General features: G+C 59.1%; 10 protein-coding genes. All 10 read left to right on the top strand.

All coding sequences use genetic code 11. The annotated features are described in order from the left end of the window. The first annotated feature begins 31 nt into the window (after window positions 1-31). The 10 genes from aroQ to EA797_RS19750 all read left to right on the top strand — a co-directional run bounded on the left by aroQ (window position 32) and on the right by EA797_RS19750 (window position 12,390). The gene (aroQ, locus tag EA797_RS19795; protein ID WP_122168399.1) at window positions 32-475 is read left to right on the top strand and encodes a type II 3-dehydroquinate dehydratase; all 444 of its coding nucleotides are present in this window, start codon (window positions 32-34) and stop codon (window positions 473-475) included. Window positions 476-549: 74 nt separating this feature from the next. After that, window positions 550-1,005 (top strand): acetyl-CoA carboxylase biotin carboxyl carrier protein, encoded by a 456-nt coding sequence (gene accB, locus EA797_RS19790; RefSeq protein WP_122168397.1) that lies wholly within the window; start codon window positions 550-552, stop codon window positions 1,003-1,005. 17 nt (window positions 1,006-1,022) lie between these two features. Beyond that, a complete protein-coding gene (gene accC, locus EA797_RS19785; protein ID WP_122168395.1) occupies window positions 1,023-2,372 on the top strand; it encodes an acetyl-CoA carboxylase biotin carboxylase subunit in 1,350 nt (449 codons plus the stop codon). A gap of 140 nt (window positions 2,373-2,512) precedes the next feature. Next, a complete protein-coding gene (prmA, locus tag EA797_RS19780) occupies window positions 2,513-3,394 on the top strand; it encodes a 50S ribosomal protein L11 methyltransferase (RefSeq protein WP_122168393.1) in 882 nt (293 codons plus the stop codon). A gap of 95 nt (window positions 3,395-3,489) precedes the next feature. After that, window positions 3,490-4,779, top strand: coding sequence for a DUF3426 domain-containing protein (locus EA797_RS19775; RefSeq protein WP_122168392.1), 1,290 nt, complete (start codon window positions 3,490-3,492; stop codon window positions 4,777-4,779). A gap of 198 nt (window positions 4,780-4,977) precedes the next feature. After that, the gene (gene dusB, locus EA797_RS19770; protein WP_122168390.1) at window positions 4,978-5,991 is read left to right on the top strand and encodes a tRNA dihydrouridine synthase DusB; all 1,014 of its coding nucleotides are present in this window, start codon (window positions 4,978-4,980) and stop codon (window positions 5,989-5,991) included. Continuing rightward, entirely contained in the window at window positions 5,988-6,308 is a 321-nt protein-coding gene (gene fis / locus EA797_RS19765) for a DNA-binding transcriptional regulator Fis (protein WP_019342682.1), read from the top strand. Before dusB ends, fis begins: the two co-directional genes overlap by 4 nt. Before the next feature lie 84 nt (window positions 6,309-6,392). After that, window positions 6,393-7,997 (top strand): bifunctional phosphoribosylaminoimidazolecarboxamide formyltransferase/IMP cyclohydrolase, encoded by a 1,605-nt coding sequence (gene purH, locus EA797_RS19760; protein ID WP_122168388.1) that lies wholly within the window; start codon window positions 6,393-6,395, stop codon window positions 7,995-7,997. A 202-nt stretch (window positions 7,998-8,199) separates the two neighbouring features. Further along, a complete protein-coding gene (gene purD / locus EA797_RS19755) occupies window positions 8,200-9,489 on the top strand; it encodes a phosphoribosylamine--glycine ligase (protein WP_122168386.1) in 1,290 nt (429 codons plus the stop codon). 102 nt (window positions 9,490-9,591) lie between these two features. Further along, complete coding sequence (locus tag EA797_RS19750; RefSeq protein WP_122168432.1) at window positions 9,592-12,390, top strand: hybrid sensor histidine kinase/response regulator; 2,799 nt, start codon at window positions 9,592-9,594, stop codon at window positions 12,388-12,390. The last annotated feature ends 127 nt before the right edge of the window (window positions 12,391-12,517 follow it).

Raw genomic sequence — 12,517 nt, 5'->3', positions numbered from 1 at the left:
TGCCGTCTGGATAGAACAACAAGGAATACTCATGGCGACGCTTCTGGTCCTTCACGGCCCGAATCTCAACTTGCTCGGCACTCGTGAGCCTGGCGTCTACGGCGCGGTTACGCTGGCTCAGATCAATCAGGACCTGGAAAAGCGTGCCCGTGAAGCTGGCCATCACTTGTTGCATCTGCAGTCCAATGCCGAATACGAATTGATCGAGCGGATCCATGCCGCTCGCAGTGAAGGTGTGGACTTCATCCTGATCAACCCGGCTGCATTCACGCATACCAGCGTCGCGCTACGTGACGCGCTGCTGGCTGTGAGCATCCCATTCATCGAAGTGCACCTTTCTAACGTGCACAAGCGTGAACCTTTCCGCCATCACTCCTACTTTTCGGATGTCGCGGTAGGGGTGATCTGCGGCCTGGGCGCCAGCGGCTATCGCCTGGCATTGGAGGCCGCCCTGGAACAACTCGCTGCTTCCTGACAGGACCGCGCGATACGCGCCCAGCCTCGAAACGAGCAGTAATCCCTTAGAACTTACCTGGGAGTCATCGCTTCATGGATATTCGCAAAGTCAAGAAACTGATCGAACTGCTGGAAGAGTCCGGCATCGACGAACTGGAAATTCACGAGGGTGAAGAGTCAGTCCGCATCAGTCGTCACAGCAAGCAGGTCGCGATGCAGCAGCCTTACTATGCTCAGGCGCCGATGCCTGCTCCTGCTGCTGCCCCGGCCACAGCACCAGCCGCAGATGCAGTCCCTGCACAACCGAAACTCAACGGCACTGTGGTCCGGTCGCCAATGGTAGGCACCTTCTACCGCGCTTCTTCGCCAGAAGCAGCCAACTTCGTTGAAGTGGGTCAGAGCGTCAAGAAGGGCGACATTTTGTGCATCGTCGAGGCGATGAAGATGATGAACCACATCGAGGCCGAAACCAGCGGCACCATCGAATCGATCCTGGTGGAGAATGGTCAGCCGGTCGAATACGACCAGCCGCTGTTCACCATCGTTTGAACCGCGGAGAGCCAGCGATGTTGGAAAAAGTACTGATCGCAAACCGCGGTGAAATCGCCCTGCGGATATTGCGAGCCTGCAAAGAGCTGGGGATCAAGACCGTCGCGGTTCATTCGACCGCAGATCGTGAGCTGATGCACCTGGCTCTGGCCGACGAGTCCGTCTGCATCGGGCCGGCCCTCGCGACCAACTCCTACCTGCATATCCCGTCTATCATCGCCGCGGCGGAGGTGACGGGTGCCACTGCTATTCATCCCGGCTATGGCTTCCTGGCTGAGAACGCGGACTTCGCCGAGCAGGTAGAAAAGTCAGGTTTCGCTTTCGTAGGGCCCAAAGCGGACACCATCCGCTTGATGGGCGACAAGGTGTCGGCCAAGGACGCGATGATCAAAGCGGGTGTTCCCGTGGTGCCAGGCTCCGACGGCCCGCTACCCGAAGACGAGGCGGAAGCGCTGCGTATCGCCCGTGAGGTTGGCTATCCGGTGATTATCAAAGCCGCGGGCGGTGGCGGTGGTCGCGGTATGCGGGTAGTTCATCACGAGGAAGATCTGATCAAGTCGGCCAAGCTGACCCGCACCGAAGCTGGTGCGGCATTCGGCAACCCGATGGTCTATTTGGAAAAGTTCCTCGGTAATCCACGCCATGTGGAAGTCCAGGTCCTCTCCGACGGGCAGGGTAACGCGATTCACCTGGGTGATCGGGACTGCTCGCTGCAGCGTCGCCATCAGAAGGTTCTGGAAGAAGCGCCAGCGCCTTATATCGATGAGAAAGCTCGCGCTGAAGTGCTCAAGCGCTGCACCGACGCTTGCGTCGAGATCGGCTATCGTGGCGCAGGTACTTTCGAGTTTCTCTATGAAGATGGTCGCTTCTATTTCATCGAGATGAACACCCGCGTTCAGGTTGAGCATCCGGTAACTGAGATGGTCACCGGCGTCGATATCGTCAAGGAAATGCTGAGCATCGCCGCAGGCAACAAGCTGTCGATAAAGCAGGAAGACGTGGTCATCCGTGGCCATTCGCTGGAGTGCCGGATCAACGCCGAAGACCCGTCCACTTTCCTGCCAAGCCCGGGCAAGGTGAAACATTTCCATGCACCAGGCGGCAATGGCGTACGGGTCGACTCCCATCTATACAGCGGATACTCGGTTCCACCGAATTACGACTCACTGATCGGCAAGCTGATTACCTACGGTGCTACGCGTGAAGAAGCTATGGTGCGGATGCGCAACGCGCTGGACGAGATTGTCGTAGATGGCATCAAAACCAATATCCCGCTACATCGGGACCTGGTTCGCGATGACGGCTTCTGCAAGGGCGGCGTGAATATCCATTACCTGGAAAAGAAATTGGGAATGGACAAGCACTGATCAAGTGCTGATTCGACAAGGGCTGCCATTGGCGGCCCTTGTCGTTTCTGAGGCGACCGATGATGGAAGCCAGCGCCAGGGCGCAGTAAGCTTGCGCCCCTTTGATCGTCACGAGCGGTCGCCAACTTTGTGAGGCATCCATGTCCTGGCTACAACTTCGTCTCGCTATTGCTCCGGAACAGGCCGAAGCCTTTGAAGATGCCCTGCTGGGCGTCGGCGCGGTATCCGTGACCTTCATGGACGCCGAAGATCAGCCAATATTCGAGCCGGACCTGGGGACAACCCCGTTATGGTCACACACCCACCTATTGGCTTTGTTCGAAGGCGACGCTGACGAGGCCAACCTGCTTGCCCACTTGCGATTGCTGATACAGGGCGACTTACCCGACTATCTCCTCGAGCGCATCGAGGATCAGGACTGGGAACGCAGCTGGATGGATAACTTCCATCCAATGCGCTTCGGCCGTCGGCTGTGGATCGTGCCCAGCTGGCATGCGGCACCCGAGCCGGACGCAGTGAATTTGCTGCTTGATCCCGGTCTGGCTTTTGGCACCGGTACTCATCCTACTACCGCGCTGTGCCTGGAATGGCTCGACGCCCAATCGCTGGATGGTTTGCAGGTGCTGGATTTCGGCTGCGGCTCCGGCATTCTCGCCATCGCCGCTTTGCTTCTGGGCGCCAAGCAAGCAGTCGGCACGGACATCGACGTACAAGCTATCGAAGCCTCGCGGGACAATGCCGGTCGTAATGGCATTGACCCCGCGCGCTTCCCGCTGTATCTGCCCGAGCAACTGCCGGAGGGTCAGGCCGACGTCGTGGTTGCCAATATCCTCGCCGGTCCGTTAGTAGCGTTGGCACCTCAAATCATCGAACGGGTCAAGCCCGGCGGCCGCCTCGCGCTATCAGGCATCCTGGCCGAGCAGGCCGAGGAGGTCCGTGCTGCCTACGCGGACCAATTCGAACTCGACACAACCGCCGAAAAAGATGGCTGGGTTCGAATAACGGGCGTACGGAGAGGATGAAGCAGCTGAAGCCGCGCTAACGAACCGAAACGTTCGCTACTGCCGCTCATCGCCGCGCTTGCGCTAGACTATGGGCATTTCCGCCGGACCATCGCATGACCAGCTTCGTCACCCAATGCCCGCATTGCCATACCAGCTTCCGCGTCAGCCGCAGTCAGCTCGCGGCGGCCCATGGCGTAGTGCGATGCGGCGCATGCATGGAGCTCTTCAATGCTGCCCGTTACCTGCACGAGCGGGAGTCGCAGGGCAGCACCGAAACGGGTCATGACACGAGCGTCACCCTCCTTACTCCGGTCAGCGAGCCCGCACACCCGCTCGCCCCCCCACACGCCAAACCTGCAAATACGGACGAGACGCTGTGGATTCATGATGATCTGGATCTGGACAGCCTGGATCTCGACGAGGAGCTGGCTAAGCTTGAACGGCAGGAGCTGGAGCTGGCCCGAGAGCTTGTGGAGCTGGAGCCTCATCTGAGCGAGCGCCGGACCCCGTCCGCAAAGACCCGCGCCACTGATGACGAGCTGTGGGCCGAGCAGCTGTTAAAAGCCGAGATGAGCGCGACCGAGGTGCGGTTGCAAGAAGAATCCGCTGATAGAGATCACTCATTTGACGCGACGGACCTTCAGTTCACCCCCGTCACTTCAGACCACCCCGCTCCGCCCAGCCCACTTTCACCCCCCGAAAGCACGCTTACCAACAACAGGGCAACAAAACAACGCCTGGAACCAGCCCTCGATGGCCCGATCGAGCATGAGGAGGACCTACCGCTCAGCACCGTGAACAATGCGGATCTGACCGAAGCAGAAGGCGGAGCGAGCACCTCAACACGCAAAACAGGCGGCGACCCGCTACTCGAACTGGATGATGAACCTCTGCAGCTCGAGTGGGAGCCACGCAGACGGCCCTGGGGGCGCTGGTTGGGCTGGGGCGTTCTAAACCTGATCGCCTTACTGGCACTCGCTACCCAATACGTGTTTTACAACTATGGCGAACTGGCGCGACAGGATGAGTACCGCCCATGGCTCGAACGCGTGTGCCCCGTAATCGGATGCGAGTTGCCACCAAGGGTCGATATCAGCCAGATCAAGAGCAGCAATCTGGTAGTACGTAGCCATCCCGATTTCTCAGGCGCGTTGGTGGTCGATGCAATAATCTACAATCGAGCACCTTTCGCGCAGCCGTTTCCTCTGCTGGAAATCCGCTTCGATGACATCCGGGGCCAGGCGCTGGCAAAGCGTATCTTCAAGCCGGGCGAATATCTCTCCGGAGAGCTTGCAGGACAACGTGAAATGCCCTCGCAGATACCAATCCACATCGCCCTGGACATCCTCGACCCAGGCACAACGGCGGTTAACTACAGCCTGAGCTTTCTTTCGCCAGACTGACCGGCCGTCAGGCTGGGAGCCTTGCGCGGCGCTCCTCGTCGGACCTTTCTAACAGCCTGCTACCGTGAGTTATAAGATTCAGGCTGTTCAGATTTTGTTCAAAACAGCCTTTAACCCGTCATCCGTAGCGGGTATTATGCACACCCTTTTTTGCTGTCCCGATCGACCTAACAAGCAGGCTCCAAGCAGGGAATCTTCATGTCAGCGGTACGTATCGGCCCCTACACCCTATCGAATCGACTGATCCTTGCGCCCATGGCAGGCGTGACTGATCAGCCGTTCCGTCAGCTATGTCGCCGCCTGGGTGCAGGCATGGTGGTATCGGAGATGGTGACCAGTGACGTGCGCCTATGGAGCAGCCGTAAGTCGCGACTGCGCTTGCTGCATGAGGGTGATCCGGAGCCACGTTCGGTACAGATCGCCGGGGCTGATCCGCGGATGCTGGCTGAAGCTGCGGTCCGTAATGTCGAGCTGGGTGCGCAGATCATCGATATCAACATGGGCTGCCCGGCCAAGAAAGTCTGTAACAAGGCCGCTGGCTCAGCGCTGATGAAGGATGAGCAGTTGGTATCGGACATACTTGAGGCCGTGGTCGGAGCGGTCGAAGTCCCCGTGACACTGAAGATCCGTACCGGCTGGGACAGACAGAACAAGAACGGGCTCACGGTGGCAAAGATCGCCGAGCAAAGTGGGATCGCAGCGCTTGCAGTACATGGCCGAACGCGCGCCGACCTTTACACCGGCGAAGCGGAATACGACACCATCGCATCGATCAAGCAAGCGGTGTCCATTCCGGTGTTCGCCAATGGCGATATCGATACTCCGCTGAAGGCGAGTGAGGTTTTGAAGGCTACCGGAGCCGATGGACTGCTGATAGGTCGAGCGGCGCAGGGTAGGCCTTGGATATTCCGCGAGATCAATCACTACCTCACGACGGGCGAGTTATTGCCCCCGCCGGAATTGCAAGAGATTGAGCGCATTCTGTTGGAGCATCTGCATGCGCTCCACGCGTTCTACGGTGATGTGATGGGCGTACGGATCGCCAGGAAGCACGTCAGCTGGTATCTCGCGACACTACCCGGAGCGCGTGAATATCGTGCCCGGTTCAATGGTTTGGAAGACAGGGACGCGCAATGCGCCAGCGTTCGGGCATTTCTGGCCGAACGCCGTACAGGCCCTGACTCAGGGGATGGAAAAGGGGTGGCTGCATGACGCTGTTGAACGAAACACTGTTAACTGGAACAACATCCGTGAGCGACAACGTAAACCTCAAGCAGCACCTCAATACGCCGAGCGAGGCAGGCCAGACCCTGCGAGGCAGTGTGGAAAAGGCGTTGCACAATTACTTTGCCCGTCTCGAAGGTGCAGATGTCACGGACGTCTACAACCTGGTTTTGTCCGAGGTCGAGGCGCCGCTTCTGGAAACCGTGATGAATTACGTCAAGGGCAACCAGACCAAGGCCTCCGAATTGCTGGGGCTCAACCGCGGAACCCTGCGCAAGAAACTCAAGCAGTACGATCTTCTCTGACTAACGGCATGCTCCGAGGGAACGGTAGCAAGCCGTTTCACCTGGAGCCTCCCGCTTGCAGCCTGTAGCTCCTAGGAAATGTCTATGACCGACCAAAGCACCCGCCTTCCCGTCCGCCGCGCGCTGATCAGCGTGTCCGACAAGACAGGAGTAGTTGAATTTGCCCGCGATCTCGCTGCCCTTGGCGTCGAGATCCTGTCCACTGGCGGCACGTTCAAGCTGCTACGCGAAAACGATATTGCGGCGGTCGAGGTCGCTGATTACACCGGCTTCCCGGAGATGATGGACGGCCGGGTGAAGACTCTGCATCCGAAGATTCACGGTGGCATTCTTGGCCGCCGTGATCTAGACGGCGCTGTCATGGCTGAACACGGGATCAAGCCCATCGATCTGGTCGCGGTGAATCTCTATCCATTCGCCGCCACGGTCGCCAATAGTGGCTGCACCCTTCCGGATGCCATCGAGAACATCGACATCGGCGGCCCGACCATGGTCCGCAGCGCAGCGAAGAACCACAAGGATGTCGCCATCGTGGTCAACGCCGACGACTATGCCAACGTCATCGAGAACCTGAAAAACGGCGGGCTGACCTACGCTCAGCGCTTTGACCTCGCGCTCAAGGCCTTCGAACACACCGCATCCTATGACGGGATGATTGCCAACTATCTGGGAACGGTCGACCAAAGCGCCGAAACGCTTTCGACCGAGGGACGCAGCTTGCTTCCGCGGACGTTCACCACGCAGTTCGTCAAGGCGCAGGACATGCGCTACGGCGAGAATCCGCACCAGATTGCAGCCTTCTACGTAGAAACAGCCGACGAAGCCTGCGTCGCCACGGCCCGCCAACTGCAAGGCAAGGAGCTTTCCTTCAACAATGTCGCTGATACCGACGCCGCACTGGAATGCGTGAAGAGCTTCGTCAAGCCAGCCTGCGTGATCGTCAAGCACGCCAATCCTTGCGGCGTTGCGGTGGTTCCGGACGATGAAGGCGGCATTCGTCAGGCTTACGAACTGGCTTATGCCACCGACAGCGAGTCGGCGTTCGGCGGCATCATCGCGTTCAACCGCGAACTGGACGTCGAAACCGCCCGAGCCATCGTGGAACGACAGTTCGTCGAAGTCATCATTGCCCCAAGTGTATCCACCGAAGCGCGCGAGGTTGTTGCGAGCAAAGCGAACGTTCGCCTGCTGGAGTGCGGTCAGTGGCCCGCTGACCGCGCCCCTGGCTGGGACTTCAAGCGCGTCAACGGCGGGCTACTGGTCCAAAGCCGGGATATCGGAATGGTCAGCGAAGCGGACCTCAAAGTGGTGACAAAACGCGCGCCCTCGGAACAGGAAATTCACGACCTGATCTTCGCTTGGAAAGTCGCGAAGTTCGTCAAGTCCAATGCCATCGTATATGCCAAGAATCGCCAAACCGTGGGTGTCGGCGCCGGCCAGATGAGCCGAGTGAACTCGGCCCGCATCGCCGCGATCAAGGCTGAGCACGCCGGCCTGCCTGTACCGGGGGCGGTGATGGCGAGTGATGCCTTCTTCCCATTCCGCGACGGCATCGACAATGCCGCCAAGGCGGGAATCACTGCCGTTATCCAGCCAGGTGGTTCGATGCGCGACGCTGAGGTGATTGCAGCTGCGGATGAAGCCGGCATAGCCATGGTCTTCACCGGCATGCGCCACTTCCGACATTAAGTCGGCCGCACCCGCATCTGCTGCGTTGCGGGTCCCGCTTCCCATGCCTGCTGCCTGAAGGTAACTCTGCGTGGTGACGGGACCGGCGACGAGCATGTATTCACGGCCATGACCTCAACTCTGAGGTCGCTCTTTTTTAGGTTGGATGACCCTTTCCGCATCCACCATTGGGCCCCTGGCCCGCCTCCTCAAGGAGACAGCAATGAATGTACTGATCATCGGCAGCGGCGGCCGTGAGCACGCCCTGGCTTGGAAGGTCGCGCAGGACCCACGCATCGAAAAGGTTTTTGTCGCACCCGGTAATGCTGGCACTGCAATCGAAGCGAAATGCGAGAACGTGGAGATCGACGTTCTGGCTATCGAGCAGCTTGCGGATTTCGCCGAACAGAACGTCCAACTGACGATCGTTGGCCCAGAAGCCCCTTTGGTTAAGGGCGTTGTCGACCTGTTCCGATCCCGCGGGCTGGACTGTTTTGGACCAACGGCAGCCGCCGCGCAGCTAGAGGGTTCCAAGGCGTTCACCAAGGATTTTCTAGCGCGCCACAGGATCCCAACAGCCGAGTACCAGAACTTTACGGAGGTCGAGCCAGCGCTGGCCTATCTGCAGGAAAAAGGGGCGCCCATCGTTATCAAGGCCGACGGCCTGGCAGCGGGCAAAGGCGTAATCGTCGCCATGACGCTGCAGGAAGCTGAGGATGCCGTACGCGACATGCTCTCCGGCAATGCTTTTGGCGACGCCGGGGCGCGGGTGGTCATCGAAGAATTTCTCGAGGGCGAAGAAGCCAGCTTCATCGTCATGGTCGACGGTGCCAATGTGCTGCCGATGGCCACCAGCCAGGACCACAAACGTGTAGGTGACGGTGATACCGGACCCAATACTGGCGGTATGGGAGCTTATTCCCCCGCCCCCGTCGTTACACCCGAGGTTCATCAACGGGTCATGGACGAGGTGATCTGGCCAACCGTCAAAGGGATGGCAGCAGAGGGCAACGTCTATACTGGCTTTCTCTACGCAGGCCTGATGATCGACCGCAGCGGTGCACCCAAGGTGATCGAATTCAACTGCCGCTTCGGCGACCCCGAAACCCAGCCGATCATGCTGCGTCTGCAATCGAGCCTGGTGCTACTGATCGAGGCCGCTCTAGCCAAGGCGCTGGACAAAATCGAAGCGCAGTGGGACCCGCGACCAAGCCTTGGCGTAGTGTTGGCCGCTGGCGGCTACCCGGGCGATTACAACAAGGGCGCGGCAATTCGTGGTCTGGAGGCTGCGGCTCTTCTGGATGGAAAGATCTTCCACGCCGGTACCGCCATGAAGGGTGACGTAGTCACCACTTCTGGTGGGCGAGTGTTATGTGCCACGGCCCTGGGCGAGACAGTATTTGCAGCACAGCAGAATGCCTACGCGCTGGCGGCCCGTGTCGAGTGGGACGGGCATTTCTATCGACATGACATCGGCTATCGAGCCATTGCACGCGAACACGGCGAAGGCTGAGATTCAGCAAATGCGCGCAACGCTGGATTCGAGTTGCGCGCACTACCGGGTCACGCGGCGATGGCTATAATCCACCGTCACACAGATGAAGGGACTTCAATCGTGCGTCGACTCCGGGTCGCCATTGCTTTTACCTTCAGTCTATTGCTGGCTGCGCTGAACGCTTTCCCCGCATTCGCTCAGACCACAGAATCATCATCGCTTGCCGTGTCTCCGGAGGCCTCTCAGCAGACCGGCCCGAACTGGCGTCTGCTGGTCGACCAGTCCGGCCTGTTGACCCTCAACGAAATCGTGGGCCAGCGAAACCTTTTTCAGCGAATCGATGAGCGTTCGTACGCCGCACCAGCGAACGAACATGCCGTCTGGCTCCAGGTAAACCTTCCGGCGATAGTCGACCCCAACTGGTTGTGGATTTTCGCGCCGCGGGTTCAGTATCTGGACTTCTACCTGCTGCGCGATGGGCAACTGGAGCGCCACATTGAAACCGGCGAGCTGAGGCCGCTGGAGTCGCGCCCCTTACCGGCCCGCGCCTACCTATTCTCGCTGCCCAACGACAACGCGCCCCGTGAGGCTTATATCCGGCTGCAGTCGTCGCATCCGATCATGGCTTGGTTCAATACGGTCGGCGAGGTTGGGTTGGTCGAGCTGGCACGCCCCGCGTACCTGTTTGGCGCTCTGTTCGGCGCGCTGGCATTGCTGATGATCTACAACCTGCTGCGATTTGCTTACACCTTCAGCTACAGCCACATCTGGCTCGCTGTCTTGCATGGCGCCCTGCTGACCTGCGCAGTCGCTAACCTCGGTCTGCTTGCAGTGTGGTCACCGAAACTCATCTTCAGCCAGCCGCTGATCGCCGACATGGCGGCGCTGCTGACCTGTATCTCATTGCTCGCCTTCACCTTTGGCTTCTTTCATCACCGCAGAAAAGCCTGGGTGACATGGCTGCTTGCCCTGCAGGCAATCTTGATCAGCACATTGGCTGCAACGATATTGGCAACCGGCCAGTTCTGGTTCAGCTGGCTCATCTACACATTGGTGTTGGTCACAGCGGTCAGTGTCACTGCCGTGGCTATTCACCATTGGCGCCAACGTTACGAGCCCGCACGACTACTGGTCGCTGGGATGCTGGTGTTCGACGGCGGCTTCGCTTTCGTCCTTCCAGTTCTACTGGGCTTCAACCAGTTCAACCCGGACTGGCTTACCGGGATTACGTTCAGCGTAGCGACCTGCTCCGGGCTCATCCTCAGCTTCGCCCTGCTTGAGCGCCAGCGGCAGATCCAGGCAGACAGCCGAAGCCAGCACACCGCTGAAGCGGTCAATAGTGCCGAACTCAAAACCAAGGCTGACTTTCTGGCAAAGATCAGTCATGAAATTCGAACTCCGATGAACGGAGTCCTCGGCATGAGCGAGTTGCTGTTAGGCACATCGCTATCAGCCAAGCAGCGAGACTACGTTCAGACAATCCACAGCTCTGGTAACGAGCTGCTGAACCTTATCAATGAGATTCTCGATATCTCGAAACTGGAATCCGGACAGATCGAGCTGGACGACGTGCAGTTCGACCTCAATGCTCTGATAGAGGATTGCCTGAGCATCTTCCGCGCAAAGGCGGAACAGCAGAAGGTCGAGCTGATCAGCTTCGTACAGCCCCAGATGCCGCATATCGTGGCAGGTGACCCAACCCGGTTGCGCCAGACGCTGCTGAATCTGCTGGAGAACGCCTTCAAGCAGACCGATGAAGGCGAAGTGCTCCTGACTGCAGCGACCGATGATCGTGACGGTCTGCCACGCCTGCGTATCACAGTGCAGGACAACGGGCGCCCCCTGGAAACACAAGAGCGTGATGCGCTGCTAAATGCGGCCTTGGACAGCCGCGACTTCCTCGCGGCAACCCGACTGGGGGGGCGCCTTGGCCTGATCATCGCCAGACAGCTCGTTCATCTCATGGATGGTGAGTTCGGCATTCAGACCGGGGGCATAGCCGGCAACACCCTATGGATAAGCTTGCCTCTGAGTGCGGAATTGGCCGAGCAACCTGGCAGCGACCTTGACGACCAGCTCAAAGGCACACGTCTGCTGGTGGTGGATGACAACGACACATGCCGTAAGGTGATCAGCCAGCAGTGCAGCAGCTGGGGGCTGGAAGTCAGCGCTGTAGCCTCGGGCAAGGAGGCGCTGGCGCTGCTGCGCACCAAGGCCCACCTTCGCGAGTACTTCGACGTGGTACTACTGGATCAGGACATGCCCGGCATGACCGGTATGCAGTTGGCAAGCAGAATCAAGGAAGACTTCAGCCTGAATCACGACATCCTGCTGATCATGCTGACCGGCATGAGCAGCGCGCCGAGCAAGATTATTGCGCGCAATGCCGGCATCAAACGCATTCTCGCCAAACCTGTTGCCGGCTATACCTTGAAAACCACTCTGGCTGACGAACTTGCTCGCCGGTCCAGCGCAATCGAACAGTCTTCGGCGATTCAAGAAAGTACGCCGCTTTCGGTGCCGGACGACTTCCGTATTCTGGTCGCGGAAGACAATAGCATTTCAACCAAAGTCATCCGCGGCATGCTCAGCAAGCTCAATCTCGAGCCCGATACGGCCAGCAACGGCGAAGAAGCGCTGGCGTTGATCAAGGCATGCCCATACGACCTGGTATTGATGGACTGCGAAATGCCGATAATGGATGGCTTCGAGGCGACAGCTCGGCTGCGTGCCTGGGAAGCATCGGAAAACTGCCGGCGAACGCCAGTGGTGGCACTGACCGCCCATATCCTCAGCGAGCACCGCGAGCGCGCTCGGGAGGCAGGGATGGACGGCCATATGGCCAAGCCCGTGGAAATGTCTCAGCTGCGGGAGTTGGTCGAACACTGGGCTCGCGTCAGAGCAGCTGCCGACCATTAAGGCTGACGGGCCGCTCAGAGCAGGTAACGGCCGCAAGCCGCTGATCATCAGCGAGATTTCTGGTTGAGAGGGGCACCAGACGATGCGGTGCGGTCGCATCGATAGGGCACCTGCCAGTGGGCTTCAT

Origin of the sequence: Stutzerimonas zhaodongensis (assembly GCF_003696365.1) — a bacterium.
Lineage (GTDB): Bacteria > Pseudomonadota > Gammaproteobacteria > Pseudomonadales > Pseudomonadaceae > Stutzerimonas > Stutzerimonas zhaodongensis.
Note: the sequence above shows the minus strand (reverse complement) of the source record. Positions and strands in the feature narration are given on the sequence as shown.

What these genes read in the sequence shown, in the direction of transcription:
- purH (WP_122168388.1), top strand. Translation starts at nt 6,393, where the DNA reads ATGACCGACCAAAGCACCCGCCTTCCCGTCCGCCGCGCGCTGATCAGC.
- EA797_RS19775 (WP_122168392.1), top strand. Translation starts at nt 3,490, where the DNA reads ATGACCAGCTTCGTCACCCAATGCCCGCATTGCCATACCAGCTTCCGC.
- prmA (WP_122168393.1), top strand. Translation starts at nt 2,513, where the DNA reads ATGTCCTGGCTACAACTTCGTCTCGCTATTGCTCCGGAACAGGCCGAA.
- purD (WP_122168386.1), top strand. Translation starts at nt 8,200, where the DNA reads ATGAATGTACTGATCATCGGCAGCGGCGGCCGTGAGCACGCCCTGGCT.
- accB (WP_122168397.1), top strand. Translation starts at nt 550, where the DNA reads ATGGATATTCGCAAAGTCAAGAAACTGATCGAACTGCTGGAAGAGTCC.
- fis (WP_019342682.1), top strand. Translation starts at nt 5,988, where the DNA reads ATGACGCTGTTGAACGAAACACTGTTAACTGGAACAACATCCGTGAGC.
- accC (WP_122168395.1), top strand. Translation starts at nt 1,023, where the DNA reads ATGTTGGAAAAAGTACTGATCGCAAACCGCGGTGAAATCGCCCTGCGG.
- aroQ (WP_122168399.1), top strand. Translation starts at nt 32, where the DNA reads ATGGCGACGCTTCTGGTCCTTCACGGCCCGAATCTCAACTTGCTCGGC.
- dusB (WP_122168390.1), top strand. Translation starts at nt 4,978, where the DNA reads ATGTCAGCGGTACGTATCGGCCCCTACACCCTATCGAATCGACTGATC.